We start from the raw sequence: 17,534 nt of genomic DNA on the forward strand, positions 1-17,534 counted from the left end.
GACCGACCTGCACTTCGTGATATCGTGTTTAACGATGGCGACGCTAAACAAGCTTTGGAAAACATCATCCATCCTGAAGTTCGTCAAAAACTCCTTATCGAAGCCGATAAGAGTGAGTCACCCTATTGTCTTTTGATTGTACCGTTGTTACTCGAAGCGAATATGCTGGATCTGGTTGACCGGATCTTAGTCGTAGATATTTCTGAACAGATGCAGATTGAACGTTTGAGACAACGCGATAAGCTAACTGAGCAACAGGCACAGTCTATTCTGAACGGTCAGGCAAGCCGAGCCGATCGATTACAAATAGCGGATGATGTTATTGAAAATCTCGATGATGCAGACTCACTTCAACAAAAAGTTGAACTTTTACATCATTTTTATTGCGAACTCGCAGTAAAATATAACGCAAGTTGCTAGTGAACTCGGAGTCATGGACAATAAACCCATCCTTTCATCACGACTTATAAGAAGCCTGTGTCAGATACTATAATTTTTGAACAACCACTCAATGAAAGAATCCGAACATTTCTCCGTTTGGAATTTCTGTTCAAGCGCGTCGACAATGCATTAACAGGCCAGACTGAAATGCATCACCGTGATGCACTTGATGGCATGATCAATATGCTGAGTGTATTTGAGCGCAGTGATCTAAAACAGGAATTAATGAAAGAAATTGAACGACTTTCAGCTAACCTTTCAGCACTTGAAAATACACCCGGTGTCGATAAACAAGCCCTTGATGCATTGTTGTCAGACTTAGACGAAAACCTTGATGCTTTGCATATTCAAAAAAGCGGTATCGGTCAGACGCTTCGCGAAAACGAGTTTCTGTATAGTATCCGCCAACGTTCCACCATTCCTGGTGGCACGTGTGATTTTGATTTACCGTCTTATCATTACTGGCTCCAGCATACGCAAGATGAAATTCGTACAGAACAATTACGCTTATGGTTTAAAGAGTTCCAATCTGTCCGCAATGCGGTAGAAATGAGTTTGCGGTTAATTCGGGGGAGTGTCGGTTTTCGTGAAGAAGTCGCTAAAGATGGGTTCTTTCAGCGGAGTCTGGACAGCAATCAACCTTATCAGCTCATTCGGGTCGAGCTCCCCGCGTTAGTCGATTTTTTCCCTGAGGTGAGTGGTGGGAAACATCGCTTTACCATTCGATTTATGCTGTTTGATATCAGTCAAAGGCCGCAACAAACTTTTGAAGAAGTGCCTTTTAAACTAAGCTGCTGTGCAATGTAATTATGGTTACAACTGTCAATTGTCCACAATGCGGAAAATCTGTTGTCTGGGAAGACAAAGAAAGATGGAAACCTTTTTGCAGTGAACGCTGCAAATTGATTGATCTAGGTGAATGGGCAAGCGAAGGTCATCGAATCGCCGGTGAACCCCATTTCGACCCGGAACAAGATCCCAACGATCAGCATTAAATAGTGGCTTGTTGCAATGCCTCAATAATGGCTGAATTTGCAGCAGGGAACTCTGCCGCTTTGAGCTCAGTAACAGCCTGCCACTTCAAAGGCTGACCTTCATTGCCTTGGGGCTCCCCGATAAAACGAGATACCAACCAGACATCGAGACGCACCTTCTTATCGCCGTAATCATGTTCGATATGAACGAAGGGTTCAGCTTGCTCGACAGAAACAGCAAGCTCCTCTCTGATTTCGCGTTTTAAGGCTTCAAATATAGTCTCTTCAGGTTCACGCTTGCCACCCGGAAATTCCCATAAACCACCTTGATGCTGATGCGGTTGACGCCAGCTGGTTAAGACCTGCTTTTCAGGATTGAGCAAAATAGCGACAGCGACATCGATCTGTTGCATTAGCTAAATATCTTTCAAAGTAAACAGCGCACCACAATATGGACAACGGACTTCGTCTACATCTTCGATCGGAAGATACACCCTGGGATGCGCATCCCATGCAGCCATTTCAGGCATTGGGCAGGATAAAGGCAGATCTTTCCGTGTAACCTCGTAGCGTTGTTCTGTGCATGCCTGTTTTTGCTCTGTCACAAACAAGTACCCCTAAACCTAGATAGGTAATGCCAACATATTATCTAAAGCCAGTTTCGCTTCTTCAGCTATGGTAGCGTCCACTTGAACCTGATTCACCACATGGCCTTCAACTAAATTTTCCAGCACCCATAACAAATGTTGAGGATCAGTACGGAACATTGTTGAACACATGCAGACAGTTGGTGACATAAAGTGAACAGATTTTCCTTCAGACTGGAATTGTTCATTCAGACGGTTAACCAGATTCAATTCAGTCCCCACCAACCAGCGGGTACCGGGTTCACTGTCAGCAATGGTATTGACGATATACTCAGTCGAGCCAACGTAATCGGATTTCTGGCACACTTCAAAGCTGCATTCAGGATGCGATATAACCTTAGTTTCCGGGTATTTTTCCAGGAAGTTATCGATCTGAATCGGCTGAAACATTTGATGCACTGAACAAAAGCCTTTCCACAGAATTATTTTCGCATTACGAATTTCATCTGCGGTTAGACCACCCATGGGTTTATCAAAGTCCCACACGACCATTTCTTCGAGCGGAATGCCCATTTTGTAACCGGTATTACGCCCCAAATGCTGGTCGGGAAAGAACAGCACTTTTTCACGCCTTGTAAATGCCCAGTCCAAGACATGTGGCGCATTTGTTGAAGTGCAAACGATACCACCATGCTTACCACAAAAAGACTTCAAATCCGCAGCTGAGTTAATATAGGTAATGGGTGTAATAGTCTCATCAGGATTGAGTACTTCAGCCATTTCATCCCAAGCGCGATCGACATTGACACGATTAGCCATATCAGCCATCGAACAGCCCGCGGCCATATCCGGCAGAATAGCGACCTGATCGGGTCGGGACAGAATTTCTGCTACTTCCGCCATGAAATGCACACCACAGAAAACAATGTATTGTGCATCTGAATTAGCGGCATTACGTGATAACTTCAGTGAATCACCCGAAAAGTCAGCATGGCGAAAGACTTCATTGCGCTGATAATGGTGACCCAGAATCACCAGATCATCACCCAGCTTTTCTTTCGCTATAGCAATGCGCGCTTCGCAAGTCTCATCATCCAGCGAAAAATAATCCTCAAATGGTAGTTCTTTGCTCGCCACAATTACTCCTCTTTACTGCTGGGCTTCTGCGTTAGGCAATTTTCTCAGGCGAATGTTCAGCTCTTTCAACTGTTGGTCCCCAATTGCACTCGGCGCGTTTGTTAAAAGACAACTGGCTGATTGTGTTTTCGGGAATGCCATCACATCACGAATTGATGCTGATCCGGTCATCAACATCACCAGACGGTCCAGACCAAACGCCAGACCACCATGCGGAGGACAACCATATTTTAACGCTTCAAGCAGAAAGCCAAATTTATCCTGTGCTTCTTTTTCATCAATACCGAGTAACTCCAGTACTTTTTTCTGTACATCCGTTTGATGAATACGAATGGAACCACCGCCCAGTTCAGTACCATTCAGTACCATATCGTAGGCGCGTGACAGGCATTTTTCCGGGTCCGAATCCAACAGACCAACATCGGACTCACGTGGTGCCGTGAATGGATGGTGCAAAGCATGCCAGCGTTCAGTTTTGTCATCCCATTCAAACATCGGAAAGGCTACCACCCAAAGCGGACGCCAGCCATGTTCAACCATATCCAGATCCTGACCTACTTTGACACGTAACGCGCCCAGTGATTCATTCACAATGGTGGTTTTATCTGCACCAAAGAACACCAGGTCACCGGTTTCCGCTCCAGCACGCTGCATGATTGCATCGACCACGTCATCTGGGAGGAATTTCAGAATAGGCGATTGCAGTCCTTCACGACCAGCAGCCAGATCATTCACTTTGATGTACGCCAGTCCTTTTGCACCGTAGATACTGACATATTTGGTGTAATCGTCAATTTCTTTACGACTCAGGCTGTTACCGCCCGGCACTCGCAGCGCGGCAACACGACCACGCTCATCGTTGGCAGGGCCGGAGAAGACTTTAAAATCAACCTCTTTCATCAGATCGCTAACATCAACCAGTTCCAGTGGAATTCGCAGATCCGGCTTGTCACTACCATAACGCTCCTGAGCTTCAGCATAGGTCATACGCGGGAATGGATTCGGTAGGGCCTCTTCAAGCACGTTGGCAAACAAACTGCGAATCATTTCTTCCATCAATGTCATGAATTCTTCTTCATCGACAAATGAAGTCTCGATATCCACCTGAGTAAATTCAGGCTGGCGATCGGCACGCAAATCTTCATCACGGAAACAACGTACGACCTGATAGTAACGGTCAAAACCCGACATCATCAGCAGTTGTTTAAATAACTGTGGTGATTGTGGTAAAGCAAAGAACTCGCCCGGGTGCGTACGGCTTGGCACCAGATAGTCACGCGCACCTTCCGGTGTTGCTTTAGTTAAGATCGGCGTTTCAATATCGAGAAAGCCATTATCATCAAGGTAATTACGCAGATGACGCGTGATTTTTGAGCGGAAGCGCAAACGTTGCTGCATCTCAGGGCGACGCAGATCGATATAACGATGACGCAAACGGACATCTTCACTGACATCTAATAATTCATTCAGTGGAAATGGTGGCGTTTCAGAAGCATTTAAGATTTCCAGCTTCTTCGCAATGACTTCGATTTTGCCACTTTTTAAGTCTGGGTTATCACTACCGGCCGGACGTAATTGAACCTCACCTTCGATTTTCAGCACATATTCACTACGAACACGTTCTGCAACAGCGAAACTTTCCGCATCTTCCGGGTTGCAAACTACCTGAACCAAACCATCACGATCTCTCAGGTCAATAAAAATGACACCACCATGGTCACGACGGCGATGCATCCACCCCGTAATAGTTACTGATTTACCCTCGAGTGTTTCATTTACTTCGCCGCAATAATGGCTTCGCATAATTTTTTTCCAATCTTGTTTTCAATTTTTTCTCACTACAGGACGCTCCTGCAGCAATGACTATTCGTTTTCTGTTTGCTGCTCTTTAAGCAACTTATTTTTTTGCCAGTCTGGTACCACAACACCCATTGATATAATCATCTTAAGGCCTTGTTCGACAGCCATATCCAGATAAATCACTTCGTGTGATGGCACCATCAATACAAACCCAGACGTCGGGTTGGGTGTAGTAGGAATAAACACACTAATCACATCAGCTTCGGTTTTTTCCTGCACTTCCCCCAATTGATCCGAAGTCATGAATGCCAGACTCCAGACACCTTTGCGAGGATATTCGATCAACAGAACCCGTCGAAACGATTTGGCATCTGCTGCCAACACCGCTTCCATGATTTGTTTGACACCGGCGTATAGCGTTCTGACCAGAGGAATCCGCGATAATACCGACTCCCATGCGTTGACTAAACGTCTCCCCAGTAAATTAGCGACAATCATACCGGTTGCGAGTACCAATACAACGGCTAACAAAACACCTAAACCCGGTATATGAAAGCCCAGCAAGTTATCGGGCTGATAGGCATTCGGCAATAATAAAAGAGTTTTATCCAGAAAACCGACGATTGCCCTAATCACCAGAAATGTGATGCCCAGGGGCATCCAGACTAATAATCCTGCTATCAGGTATTTACGCATAATGCGGGAATAGTACTGTGAGCATTAGGGGTGGAATTACAATCTTTATCACGCAGTAGGCTCAGTCTTTTTTGTTTCGGGTGCCGCCTTTTCTGCGAGATTTCGTTTATTACTGGTTTTGAAATCTGTTTCATACCAGCCCTGCCCCTTAAGACGAAAGCCCGCAGCTGAAACCAGCTTACGAAGATCTTCTGCTTCACAGGCAGGACAATGAACCAAGGGTTCATCACTAATTTTTTGTAGCGCCTCAAACTCGTGGCCACACGCATCACAACGATATTCATAAAGCGGCATTTCTTATTCCTCACAATACCTGACTTGATCGGGGTTATTAATTGCGGCTTAAAATATGTTTTTCAAGCCATTTAATCAGCTAATTATAAACAAATTTATCCTCTGTCGCCGAAACGCTTTTCCACCATCTTATGGTTTCGGCTAAACTGCAGTAATGAAAACACATCAAGACTGGCGGGCGATTCGCAGCCTGCTGCCTTTTGTCTGGCAATTTAAAGGTCGCGTATTGTTTGCCTTGGGATTACTGACCTTAGCCAAACTGGCCAATGTGAGTGTCCCCCTCGCGCTCAAACATGCCGTTGATGCGTTAGATCCTCAGCAGCAACCTATCATTTATTTACCTGTAGCAATGCTCATTCTTTACGGTATTTTGCGCTTTACCAGTAGTCTATTCAGTGAATTACGTGATGCGTTATTTGCGAAAGTCATCTTTCGCACCGTAAGACGGATTGCCACCATCATATTCAGACATCTTCATCAGTTGTCATTACGGTTTCATCTGCAGCGCCAAACAGGTGGCATTTCGCGTGATATTGAACGTGGCTCGCGAGGCATCGGTTTCCTGTTGAACTTCATGGTATTTAACATTTTGCCCACGTTAGTCGAGATCGGCTTAGTCTGCATTATTTTGCTCATCAACTACGAGAGTGTTTTTGCTTTAATTACCACCGGCACCATCGTCATATATATTGTCTATACCCTGCTGGTAACCGAGTGGCGGATGCGGTTTCGCCGATTGATGAATGACATGGACTCGGAAGCAAACAACCAGGCCATAGATAGTCTGCTGAACTATGAAACCGTCAAATATTTCAACAACGAAGCTTTTGAGATTGATCGCTACGATAAAAAGCTTGCACGCTGGCAACACTCTGCGATTCGCAATCAAATTTCCTTATCTGTGCTCAATGTCGGACAAGGCATCATCATTGCCATTGGTTTGACCACTCTTATGCTATTAGCAGGCCAGGGCGTGGTTGATGGTGAGCTCAGCCTGGGTGATCTGGTTTTGATAAACGCCTACTTACTACAACTTTATCTACCATTAGGTTTTTTAGGCTTTGTTTACCGCGAAATTCGTCATTCGTTAGCTGATATGGAGAGAATGTTCAGTTTACTGGAGGAGCAGGAAGAAACTGCTGATAAACCAAATGCCGCATTATTGAAAGTCAGTCATGGAAAGGTGAGTTTTGAAGATGTTTCGTTTTTTTATCAATCCCAGCGACCAATTCTGCACCGGATAAATTTTACGATTGAATCAGGACAAAAACTGGCTCTGGTCGGGGCAAGTGGTTCTGGCAAATCAACTATCGTTCGTTTGTTATTTCGCTTTTATGACCCTCAAAAAGGGCGAATTCTCATTGACGGGCAAGATCTACGCGACGTCACTCAACATAGTCTCAGACAGGCAATCGGCATCGTGCCACAAGATACTGTGTTATTTAACGACAGTATTTACAACAACATCGCCTATGGTCAGAACAATGCCGATTACGATACCGTAATTGCGGCAGCAAAACAGGCGCATATTCACGAATTCATCAGCCACTTACCAGAAGGCTATAACTCACTGGTTGGTGAACGAGGACTTAAATTGTCCGGTGGCGAGAAACAACGTGTCGCTATCGCCCGAACGTTATTAAAAAATCCTGCCATTCTTGTATTTGATGAGGCGACATCAGCGCTTGATAGTCATGCTGAAAAGGCTATTGGCCAGGAATTATTATCGGTCAGCGCCAATAAAACCACGTTAGTCATTGCTCACCGACTGTCTACGGTTGTTGATGCCGATACCATTGTGGTGATGGATCATGGACATATTGTTGAACAAGGTAACCATGAACAGCTGCTATCACAGAATGGCCACTATGCCGCGATGTGGGCACTACAGCAGAGTGAACGTTATCGTGAGCACACACCCTGAAATTAAGGCATATGACACATATCTGTGGCCTGATTTTTGGACATCTCTCTGTTTATCAAGGTAGTATGTCGCGCGGTCTCGGACTCAACTAAGTCAAAAACTCTTAGAAAATATTGATTTAGTTCTGTTCAGTTTCGGTTCAGTTTCTCTATGAGACACTGCCACCGCACTGAGGCAAATAACCTAAAAAACGAGAGGAACTATAATGAAATACGGTAAATCACTTATCGCTGCAGCCATGAGCGCAGCAACATTGATGTCAACTGCTGTAATGGCTGAAGATCACATGGTTACAGCATCAGTAACCAATTTCAAACCAATGGTATTGCAAGTACAACCAGGTGACACTGTTTCATGGGAAAACATGAACGGCCATATTACCAATACAATATTCGTTCAAGCAGATGGTGAGCACGAGTATATCCCAGAAGGTGCTGAAGGCTGGACCTCAGCGATGGGTGAAAACTTTACAACACCAGAACTGACCGTTGAAGGTGTTTACTTATACAAATGTGACCCACATTGGGGTGCGGGTATGGGTGGTGTCATCATCGTTGGTGAGCCAACTAACCTGGCAGACATTCAAGCAACTGATCCTAAAGGCGCTCTCGGCCGCTTAGTAAGAAAAGCTGCCAAAGCTCTCAAATAAACCAAGCAATTAATCGGTTTAGTCATAAAGCCCGCCTGTTTTCAGGCGGGCTTTTTTGATCCTTTATCCCCACTCGTATGTTAAAATTAAGTATTTATTTACTCGGTTACATTTTATTCACCTTGTGAAACTTTATTCACCTGTAATAAAATAACAAGAATAAACACTCTATGAATGCTGGGGAGCTCCATCAATGAGTCAGACAATCGATACCGGCAAAAGGCGTTTTTTAACCGCAGCCGCCAGTGTTGTGGGTGGTGCCGGCGCTGCTGCCGTTGCCGTTCCTTTTGTTTCTTCCATGCTACCTAGTGCCAAGGCTCAAGCCGCTGGTGCGCCGGTAGAAGTGGATATTAGCAAGCTGGAAATGGGACAATTATTAACTGTCGAATGGCGCGGTAAACCGGTCTGGATCTTCCGTCGCAGCCCAGATGTCCTGAGCACACTTGAAACAATGGAAAGTAAATTACGCGATCCTGACAGTGAAGTTGCTTCACAACAACCTGAATACTGTCAGAATGAGACCCGCTCAATCCGTGATGAACTAATGGTGGTGGTCGGTATCTGCACCCATTTAGGCTGCTCACCTACTTATCGCCCGGAGATGGCGCCTTCTGATTTAGGCAAAGACTGGAAAGGGGGCTTTTTCTGCCCTTGTCACGGTTCAAAATACGATTTAGCCGGACGTGTATTCGAAAATATGCCTGCACCGAAAAACCTGATAGTTCCACCTTATTATTTTGAGGGTGACAATCTTGTGGTAGTAGGTAATGATGCTGAAGGGGTCGCCTGATGAATGGATTTATGAATTGGTTAGACGCTCGATTTCCTGCAACTAAGATGTGGAAAGAGCATCTCTCAGAATATTACGCTCCGAAAAACTTTAACTTCTTTTATTTCTTTGGCTCACTTGCTCTCCTAGTGCTGGTACTTCAGATAGTGACCGGTATCTTTCTGACCATGCACTACAAGCCGGATGCAGCAATGGCATTTGCTTCTGTTGAATACATCATGCGTGATGTGGAATGGGGCTGGTTAATTCGCTACCTCCATTCAACCGGTGCTTCTGCTTTTTTTGTAGTGATTTATCTGCATATGTTCCGTGGCCTGATATACGGATCATATAAGCAACCTCGCGAGCTCGTGTGGATATTCGGTATGTTGATTTACCTTGTTCTGATGGCTGAAGCTTTCATGGGGTATCTCCTACCTTGGGGTCAAATGTCTTATTGGGGCGCTCAAGTAATTATTTCCCTGTTTGGAGCGATTCCATTCATAGGTGAACAATTAGCCTTATGGATTCGGGGTGACTTCGTTGTTGCTGATGCCACATTAAACCGCTTCTTTGCATTCCATGTCATTGCTATGCCATTGGTCATTCTTGGCTTAGTGGCTGCACACATCATCGCTTTGCATGAAGTCGGTTCGAATAACCCTGACGGCGTTGAAATCAAGAAAAATAAAGATGCTGATGGCAAACCTGTCGATGGCATTCCATTCCATCCATATTACACAGTGAAAGATATTGTGGGCGTTATCGTCTTCCTGTTTATCTTCTCACTGGTACTTTTTTACGCCCCAGAGGGTGGTGGCTGGTTTCTTGAACATGCGAACTTTGTTCCTGCCGATCCATTAAAAACACCAGAGCATATAGCACCTGTTTGGTATTTCACCCCTTTCTACGCCATCTTACGGGCTGTTCCGAGTATTAATAATTCCGCATTCCCGGGTGTCGTGGCGATGGGCTTATCGATCGTGTTTTTGTTTTTCTTACCGTGGCTGGATCGCAGTCCGGTTAGATCAATCCGCTATCGTGGACCTTTCTTCAAAGTAGCGTTGACATTGTTCATCATCAGCTTCCTGATTTTGGGTTTCCTGGGCACACAACCAGCAACAGCTTTGTATACATTGCTTGCACAGATATTTTCTATTATTTACTTTGCTTTCTTTATCTTTATGCCTATTTACACAAAATTAGATAAAGACAAACCTGTGCCAGAAAGGGTGACATTCAAATGAGAACTTTAGTATTTGCATTTATTGTGAGCCTGTTCTCTGCTCAGGCTCTAGCGGCGTCAGGTGAAGTTCACCTTGATCATGTTGAAATAGATATTTCGGATAAAGCCTCACTTCAGCGTGGCGCAAAGACATTCGTAAACTATTGCCTTAGCTGTCACTCAGCGTCATACATGCGCTACAACCGTATGGCTAAAGATATTGGTTTAACCGATGAGCAAATTGAAAACAATCTCATGTTTGCTTCAGATAAAATCGGTGAAACCATGACTGTTGCAATGCGTGCAGAAGATGCTCAGAAATGGTTTGGTGTCACACCTCCTGACTTGTCTGTAATTTCACGCTCCAGGGGCACAGACTGGCTTTATACCTACCTGCGTACCTTTTACCAAGATGAATCTCGCCCAATGGGTACGAATAATCTGGCCTTTAAAGATGTAGGCATGCCTCATGTTCTTTGGGAGCAGCAAGGTTATTTAAGCAAAAATGAAGAAACAGGAAAATTGGAGCAGGCTGAGGCCGGCCCAATGACGACCCATGAATACAATGAGCTGGTACAGGATTTAGTGAATTTCCTCGCTTATATCGGCGAACCATCCAAACTGCAAAGAATGGAGCTGGGTAAGTGGGTTCTGATTTATCTGGCGCTTTTCTTCTTGGTTGCCTATCCAATGAAAAAAGCATTCTGGAGAGATATACACTAGTCATGCAGCTAACTTTTTCTCCGGACAACTTTTTGCAAGTGACCTCGACTAGTTCAACTGGGGTAATAGTGTGAATAACAATCGTCGTTCAACGATGACTGTCTACTCGGATCCAAATTGCCCGTTCAGTCATCAAATCAGAATTGTTATTCAAGAAAAGAATATTGAAACCAATATTGAAGATTTAGTCGCCGGAGAGTGGCCGGAAGAAGTAGCTGCAGCCAACCCTTATGGATTTGGTCCAACACTGTTGGACCGTGATCTGGCGCTGTTTGATGCCCGTGTCATCATGGACTTTTTTGATGAGCGCTTTCCTCATCCGCCGCTATTACCTGTCGATCCTGTTGCCAGAGCAAAAGCACGCTTAATGCTCCATCGGATTGATAAGGACTGGTATTCACTCTGGCAGGCATTATCTGGCCGAGAACGCGGAAAAACAAGTAAGGCACGCAAAACTATTCAGGAAGATCTGACTGTTTTATCCCCTCTGTTTGAAAACTCACCTTATTTTATGGGTAATGAGTTCTCAATGCTTGACTGCACCATTGCCCCTTTACTCTGGCGCTTGCCGAGCCTCAACATAAAGCTTCCTGCCAGTGCAAAGGCTGTTGAGTCTTATGCTGAGCGTATTTTTAAACGGGACAGCTTTCAGGCCAGTCTCAGTGATGCTGAAAGGAATCTGCGTTAAATGAGTATGACTTCACAAAAGCCATACCTCGTCAGGGCCATTCATGAATGGCTGTTGGATAATCAGTGCACGCCCTATGTGTTGGTCAACACCCGCCATGAGGGTGTACAGGTACCTTGGGATTACGTTAAAGATGAGCGTATTGTGCTCAATATTGCACCCGATGCTATTCGTGATCTGCTGATTGATAATGAATGGATTAGCTTCTCTGCGCGATTTGCTGGGAAACCAATGGATGTCTTTATCCCCATCATTTCCATACAAGCGATTTATGGCAAAGAAAATAATGAGGGTATGTTCTTCCCGGAAGAAGATCATGAACCACCGCCGCCTTCAGATGATGAACCGGACGAGACAACTCCAGTCAGTAAGGGTAAGGGCCGTCCCAGCTTAAAAGTGGTCAAATAAACACGCTAGAGTTGATATTTTTCCATGCGATAACGCATTGCCATCCGGGTTAAGCCTAACTCACGCGCTGCGCGAGATATATTTCCAGCTGTTCTCTCCAGAGCTTTCTCTATTAGAAATTTTTCCACTTGCTCCAGTGTCATCTGGCTCAGTATATCCAGCGAATCCTGATTTGTTTCATTGCTAGTCGTCTGAGCTTGTAGCATTAATTGAGAATGCTCAATCACACCTTGCGGAGCCATCATCACTGCACGCTCAATAACATGCTGTAACTCACGAATATTGCCTGGCCAATGATAACGCTGCATCATCTCTATGGCCGCTTTTGAAAAAACGGGTGGCTGCAATCCATATCGTCTGGCTACGACGTCGACAAAATGTGCTGCCAATGGCGTGATATCGTCCTGTCGTTCACGTAATGGCGGTAAAACTAATTCCAGTACATTGAGTCGAAAATACAGATCGGAACGAAACCTTCCCTCAGCTACCATTTGTTTCAAATCACGGTTTGTTGCCGCAATAAAATGTGCCTGTACACTGATCTCTTTAGTTGAGCCCAAACGTCTGACCTTACGTCGCTCCAAAACATTAAGTAGTTTTGCCTGTAATGTCAGCGGCAATTCCCCCACTTCGTCTAGAAACAAAGTGCCATCTTCAGCGACTTCAATCAGACCCGGTTTTGACTGGTGTGCATTGGTGAATGCACCACGCTCGTATCCGAATAACTCTGCTTCGATCAATTCAGCAGGCAATGCGGCACAATCGACGTGTACATAGGGTCTATCTCGCCAATCCCCTGCCTGATGATAGAGACGCGCAATCACATCTTTACCTGTTCCGGTTTCACCAGAAACAAGTATGACCGGATGTCCCTGTCCGGTTTTCTCCACCAGGCTGGCGATACGATCGATTTGCTGACGAACTTTTTGCATGCTTTGGCTGAAGCCAATCATGGTTATAGGTTCGATACCATGTGTTTCACGAACTTGCGAATAATCAAGTTGCTGGCTCAGCTTTTGTTTCTGCATTACTTTGGCGAGAGTGAGGACTAATTCATCCAAATCGACCGGTTTTTTAAGATAGTCAGTCGCCCCAGATTTCATAGCAGAGACAGCATCTTCGAGTTCGCCGTACGCCGTCATCATAACTACGGGCATGCCCTGCCAGTCCTGATTACTCTGGATCTCTTTCAGTAGTTCGAGTCCACTACCATCCGGCAAACGTACATCTAATAGCAGGATGTCTGGTAATTGTGCTTTTAATTGTTCACGACCATCTTCAAGCGAATATGCGATAGTTCCCTGATGTCCCTCACGCTGTAATCGGCGTAATACCGATTTTGCAAATAAGGTCTCATCTTCAATTAACAATACATTCAGCATAGTCGTCCTGTTTAGACTTTTTGAGTTTGTTCTTTTGGCAGTAAGAGCGTGACTTTCGTCCCTCCGGCCTCAATATCACTATAATTTAACTGCCCGCCATGTTGCTTAATGACCTTCAGTGCAAATGGTATACCCAAACCACAACCAAGTCGTTTCGCTTCACCATCGGTCACCTGCTCAGATATCGGATCAAATTTCATCCCTTTTCCGGAATCGATTATCGACAGGATGACGTCGTTTTGCCTTTCTTGGTAGTTTAATTCTATCGCCGAGCCCCTTGGTGCTGCTTCAATCGCATTTTGAACCAGGTTAAATAGTGTCTGTTCCATCAGGTTAATATCGATATCAATCTGACATGCGTGTCCCTGCCATCCTTTTCTGAGAAGGTGGAGTTTTTTATCCTTTAACAACAGTTCGATCAATGACATCGCATTATCGGTCACATCGGTAAGCGTTTGACGAATAAAGTGCGGCTTTAAGGGATGTAAATAAGTCAATAAGGAGGTAACCCAGCGCTCCAGTCTATCCACGGCAATAATAATGTCATCCAACGCATCCTGAATCATAGGATCAGTGGTTTCATCCTGGGTGACTTGAGAGGCCGCGCGGATACCCGCTAGAGGGTTACGAATATTATGGGCGACTAAAGGAACAAGCTCACCCAATGCCGCCTGCTTCTTGGCATCGACAAGCTTATCCCTGTTACTGGCAAGCTCATCCGCCATCGTATTAATGGCATTCGCTAGACGTGTTAAATCATCGACACCATAACTGGGAATTTTATGCTTTAAATCCCCCTTACTCATTCGACGAGCACCTTGCATCACACTGGCTAAAGGTCTGACTACATTAGTTTTAACGTAACGGCGTGACAAAAGAAGCAAACTAATAGCAAGTAAAACAGGAACAGGTGCTAAGACGGTGATATGAGAAACCCATTGTTCACGGTTTTCAGCTAGCACCCGCTGCCTATCCTGTAATAGCAGTTCGAAGCCCCCAAACGCGGCTTCTAATTCGCTGAAAGTATACTGCTCAAGCTGTTTATCGAGTAAATGCTTTTGCTGTTGCGTTAAATTACTCGGCGTCAGTAACTTATTCGTTTCACTATGAAAGCGATTATAGGCAATCGCAATTTCATCAGTCGCTTTGCGCTCCTTTCTATCTATCGCCAGAAGCTGAAGATCCTGGAGGGACTGATTAATATGGCGAGTGTATGAGTCGTATTCATCAGCAGCATCCAGATCATTCAGAAAAGAGGCATCAAACACTTCTTTTAACTGACGGTAGAGCTCACCCCGAATATTCTGAACATGACTGTTCATGGCGGTAAGCCTAAGTGATTCTTCCGAACTTTTCTGCCACGCATAAGCCCAGACAATGCCTACACTGGCCGTAACCAGAATCAACACCACAAAGCTGAGCTCATGCAAAAGCAAGGAGCCTTGAATACTGTGAAATTTACGAAATAACTTCATTCAAAAAAAACGGGCCGAGTAGCCCGTTCTTTAAATATCGTATCAATGACTGAAACTGCCTCAAGCAGGTTCAAAGCCAGTAAAGGTTATAGACTCATCTACGAGCGCAGGTTCACCCTCACTCCAGGTTTTACCATCAGGTACCACAGTTCGAACCTGATATATTTCACCCGGAATTTCTTCCGATAAAGTGAAGATATAATACTTGTTCGCATAAAGCTTATAACGATCATTTTTAGGATCGTTAGCATAAGGCTGAACTGTATATTGGACCCCTTTTACCGTCTCACCGTTGTAATCAATATCGACTTCTTTTTTATCCCCACCCTCAGCAAAAGACCAACGCAGCTTACGCTGAAAATAACGCCATTCACCACCTGTCAAACGCTGCATTTCATGGATATCAAACTCCAGATATAGGACGAAGACACCATTGCCACGTTGGTTTTCCATGGGCTCATAAGGTCGATTAAATTCATTGGTAAAAAACTCAAACGCCAGATCGCGACGGCCAGTATTTCGGATATTGGAAACTAGCGCTTTGATACTATCTTCACGTGAATCCTCAACAAAGCTTTCTTTCTCGTACTTATAGGTTAGCGTGCCGGGTTGATCAATATTTTGCATATGCGCTTTATCAAAAAGCACATTGTTCACTTCTGAAAAGCCGGGTGCGGCAGATACTGTAGCAATTAAGGCTAACATCCAGCCTGTTGCCAGAGTAATAACGAATTTCTTCACAATTTCATACCTCTTTATTGTGGATTTTTGATGTTATGCTTGAGCTAACGTTTAAGTTTACACAAAGCCCTAAAAATGATGAACTCATTTCAAAAAATCTTTTCCTTCTTTTTTCTCGCTCTGCTGCTGATGGTCAACTCCGGCTGTCAGCCACAAAAAGAAAGTCGTATTTACGAGCGGGAAAGCCCTTATTCATTTCAAGATACGATCTTGAATCTCGATATCTCCATTTCTGAATACAACTACCGCATTATTCATCGAAGCCATATCGGTCAAGCGGTCAGAGACAGAGGTGAAGAGGACTTCCCTCTTTCAACCATCACCAGTTTTTGCAACATTTCCTATGCAAAGGAAATGATGCTGATCAATCCTGTTTTAATTAATGATATGCCCTGTAATATCGGGGTCAGACAAACGCATGATAATAAAGTCATTGTCAGCACAAAATTCATGGATGAATCTGTCTCCAATACGGCTCAGGTTAAGTTTGCCAAAAAAATTAATAAAAACTTGAAAGGTATTATCGAGGCTACAATTGAGTAGCCCCGACAAAAAACACCGTACTTAATCGTCATCATCCTTACGAACACGTTTTTTGGGATAAGGATTAACGTTCTCCAGAGAGGGCATATTGTATTCAGCCATAATCGCATTGATATCATCGCGACGCTTATCAATGAATTTATTCAACAGTTCATTCCACTTTTTATCCTGATAGCGGGTTCCCATACTGAAACTGAAGACCATCGCTTCACCTAATTCATTTAGAGGTTTAACCGTCATAGGTACATCAGAAACACTTGCATAGTGACCTGCAATCGGTCCCCACAATAAAGCGACATCAACCTGACCATTTGCAAGCGCATCTTCAACAATACGCCCTGCATTAACCGTCGCATCACCACTCATCATCTGGAAATATTCGATTTGATTTGCCAGACCCAACTCTAATAACTTTTTAGTAGCAACACCACGGTCAAACAGACCAATACGTAATGGCTCTTGTTCTTTGCTTACGCTCGCAATATCTTCGATGTTATTAAGTTCATAGCCTTCGCCGTCACGATAAACCATCGCTTCTATTGAGCTCCAGTAAGGCTTGGTCGGCTTGAGAAAATCAGTATGTTCGGGAATACTCATTGCTAAGTCACACCGGAATTTACCTGTTTCCGGATCAACGCTTTTAATAGTATTACGTGAGAAACCAATACGTTGTGGGAACCAGTAATATTCAACGGGTATACCGAGCTCTTCTCCTAACAGCTCAGCGATTTTATTATCAAAGCCTTCTTTTTCTTTATTCGAATACGGCATGTTATAACCGTCAGCACATACCCTGACCGCTTCCTGGCCCGGCAGTGGTTTCAAGTCTTCGGCATTCACTGCTGTTGTACTTAAAAGTAATCCTGACAGTAAGACTGTCCATCGCTGCAAGTGGGTCATTCTCTCTTCCTTTTTATTGCTTTTAAAATAGTGTGACCGTAAAGCTAACACATTTGTTTCATAAATTCTCAATGTGATCCTGAGTAATCAAAGCGCTTATCACTCTAATTCAACACCTTATCTTAGTCATAAAAAAAGACCCGGCATCTTGCGATACCGGGCCTTTTGTCAGACTTGT

General features: G+C 44.4%; 21 protein-coding genes. 11 read left to right on the top strand and 10 right to left on the bottom strand.

The window, feature by feature from the left end; genetic code table 11:
• From coaE to yacG, 3 genes are all read left to right on the top strand, one after another.
• Positions 1–420 (top strand): dephospho-CoA kinase (coaE, locus tag ACTF5U_RS10695; protein WP_438971619.1); only part of this gene is annotated, 420 nt, incomplete at its 5' end.
• Between the two features lie 57 nt (positions 421–477).
• Positions 478–1,248 (top strand): cell division protein ZapD, encoded by a 771-nt coding sequence (zapD, locus tag ACTF5U_RS10700; RefSeq protein ID WP_438971620.1) that lies wholly within the window; start codon positions 478–480, stop codon positions 1,246–1,248.
• Positions 1,249–1,250: 2 nt separating this feature from the next.
• Entirely contained in the window at positions 1,251–1,436 is a 186-nt protein-coding gene (gene yacG, locus ACTF5U_RS10705; RefSeq protein WP_438971621.1) for a DNA gyrase inhibitor YacG, read from the top strand.
• On the opposite strand, the gene mutT is transcribed toward yacG, so the two are convergent.
• The 6 genes from mutT to ACTF5U_RS10735 all read right to left on the bottom strand — a co-directional run bounded on the left by mutT (position 1,433) and on the right by ACTF5U_RS10735 (position 5,929).
• Complete coding sequence (gene mutT, locus ACTF5U_RS10710; RefSeq protein ID WP_438971622.1) at positions 1,433–1,828, bottom strand: 8-oxo-dGTP diphosphatase MutT; 396 nt, start codon at positions 1,826–1,828, stop codon at positions 1,433–1,435. The two genes, yacG and mutT, sit on opposite strands and share 4 nt — an antisense overlap.
• A 3-nt stretch (positions 1,829–1,831) precedes the next feature.
• A complete protein-coding gene (locus ACTF5U_RS10715; protein ID WP_438971623.1) occupies positions 1,832–2,020 on the bottom strand; it encodes a zinc-finger domain-containing protein in 189 nt (62 codons plus the stop codon).
• Positions 2,021–2,038: 18 nt separating this feature from the next.
• Positions 2,039–3,139 carry a quinolinate synthase NadA gene (nadA, locus tag ACTF5U_RS10720; RefSeq protein WP_438971624.1) on the bottom strand — a complete coding sequence of 367 codons (1,101 nt, stop codon included), beginning with the start codon at positions 3,137–3,139 and terminating at the stop codon, positions 2,039–2,041.
• Between the two features lie 12 nt (positions 3,140–3,151).
• Entirely contained in the window at positions 3,152–4,942 is a 1,791-nt protein-coding gene (gene aspS, locus ACTF5U_RS10725) for an aspartate--tRNA ligase (protein WP_438971625.1), read from the bottom strand.
• Positions 4,943–5,002: 60 nt separating this feature from the next.
• The gene (locus ACTF5U_RS10730; protein ID WP_438971626.1) at positions 5,003–5,599 is read right to left on the bottom strand and encodes a DUF502 domain-containing protein; all 597 of its coding nucleotides are present in this window, start codon (positions 5,597–5,599) and stop codon (positions 5,003–5,005) included.
• Between the two features lie 84 nt (positions 5,600–5,683).
• The gene (locus tag ACTF5U_RS10735) at positions 5,684–5,929 is read right to left on the bottom strand and encodes an FmdB family zinc ribbon protein (protein ID WP_438971627.1); all 246 of its coding nucleotides are present in this window, start codon (positions 5,927–5,929) and stop codon (positions 5,684–5,686) included.
• 154 nt (positions 5,930–6,083) lie between these two features.
• On the opposite strand from ACTF5U_RS10735, the gene ACTF5U_RS10740 reads away from it, so the two are divergent.
• From ACTF5U_RS10740 to ACTF5U_RS10770, 7 genes are all read left to right on the top strand, one after another.
• Entirely contained in the window at positions 6,084–7,853 is a 1,770-nt protein-coding gene (locus ACTF5U_RS10740) for an ABCB family ABC transporter ATP-binding protein/permease (protein WP_438971628.1), read from the top strand.
• 205 nt (positions 7,854–8,058) lie between these two features.
• Positions 8,059–8,502, top strand: a complete 444-nt coding sequence (locus ACTF5U_RS10745; RefSeq protein WP_438971629.1) for a plastocyanin/azurin family copper-binding protein — start codon at positions 8,059–8,061, stop codon at positions 8,500–8,502.
• Between the two features lie 193 nt (positions 8,503–8,695).
• The gene (gene petA / locus ACTF5U_RS10750; protein WP_438971630.1) at positions 8,696–9,292 is read left to right on the top strand and encodes a ubiquinol-cytochrome c reductase iron-sulfur subunit; all 597 of its coding nucleotides are present in this window, start codon (positions 8,696–8,698) and stop codon (positions 9,290–9,292) included.
• An 11-nt stretch (positions 9,293–9,303) separates the two neighbouring features.
• Positions 9,304–10,518 carry a cytochrome b gene (locus ACTF5U_RS10755; RefSeq protein WP_438971631.1) on the top strand — a complete coding sequence of 405 codons (1,215 nt, stop codon included), beginning with the start codon at positions 9,304–9,306 and terminating at the stop codon, positions 10,516–10,518.
• Positions 10,515–11,219 (top strand): cytochrome c1, encoded by a 705-nt coding sequence (locus ACTF5U_RS10760; RefSeq protein WP_438971632.1) that lies wholly within the window; start codon positions 10,515–10,517, stop codon positions 11,217–11,219. Before ACTF5U_RS10755 ends, ACTF5U_RS10760 begins: the two co-directional genes overlap by 4 nt.
• Positions 11,220–11,289: 70 nt before the next feature.
• A complete protein-coding gene (locus tag ACTF5U_RS10765; protein ID WP_438971633.1) occupies positions 11,290–11,907 on the top strand; it encodes a glutathione S-transferase N-terminal domain-containing protein in 618 nt (205 codons plus the stop codon).
• Positions 11,908–12,315: a ClpXP protease specificity-enhancing factor gene (locus tag ACTF5U_RS10770; protein WP_438971634.1), complete on the top strand. Its 408-nt coding sequence runs from the start codon at positions 11,908–11,910 to the stop codon at positions 12,313–12,315.
• A gap of 5 nt (positions 12,316–12,320) precedes the next feature.
• Here the strand turns inward: ACTF5U_RS10770 and ACTF5U_RS10775 are convergent, their stop codons facing one another.
• Genes ACTF5U_RS10775 through ACTF5U_RS10785 form a run of 3 tightly spaced genes read right to left on the bottom strand, consistent with a single transcriptional unit; the run spans position 12,321 to position 15,913 of the window.
• Entirely contained in the window at positions 12,321–13,697 is a 1,377-nt protein-coding gene (locus ACTF5U_RS10775; protein WP_438971635.1) for a sigma-54-dependent transcriptional regulator, read from the bottom strand.
• A gap of 11 nt (positions 13,698–13,708) precedes the next feature.
• Complete coding sequence (locus ACTF5U_RS10780) at positions 13,709–15,172, bottom strand: ATP-binding protein (protein WP_438971636.1); 1,464 nt, start codon at positions 15,170–15,172, stop codon at positions 13,709–13,711.
• Positions 15,173–15,232: 60 nt separating this feature from the next.
• A complete protein-coding gene (locus ACTF5U_RS10785) occupies positions 15,233–15,913 on the bottom strand; it encodes a hypothetical protein (RefSeq protein ID WP_438971637.1) in 681 nt (226 codons plus the stop codon).
• A 75-nt stretch (positions 15,914–15,988) separates the two neighbouring features.
• Here ACTF5U_RS10785 and ACTF5U_RS10790 point away from each other — a divergent pair, with 75 nt between their 5' ends.
• A complete protein-coding gene (locus tag ACTF5U_RS10790; RefSeq protein ID WP_438971638.1) occupies positions 15,989–16,456 on the top strand; it encodes a DUF302 domain-containing protein in 468 nt (155 codons plus the stop codon).
• 21 nt (positions 16,457–16,477) lie between these two features.
• On the opposite strand, the gene ACTF5U_RS10795 is transcribed toward ACTF5U_RS10790, so the two are convergent.
• Entirely contained in the window at positions 16,478–17,356 is an 879-nt protein-coding gene (locus ACTF5U_RS10795) for a quinoprotein dehydrogenase-associated putative ABC transporter substrate-binding protein (RefSeq protein WP_438971639.1), read from the bottom strand.
• Positions 17,357–17,534: the final 178 nt, after the last annotated feature.

This window comes from Methylophaga sp. (genome assembly GCF_965655755.1).
Lineage (GTDB): Bacteria > Pseudomonadota > Gammaproteobacteria > Nitrosococcales > Methylophagaceae > Methylophaga.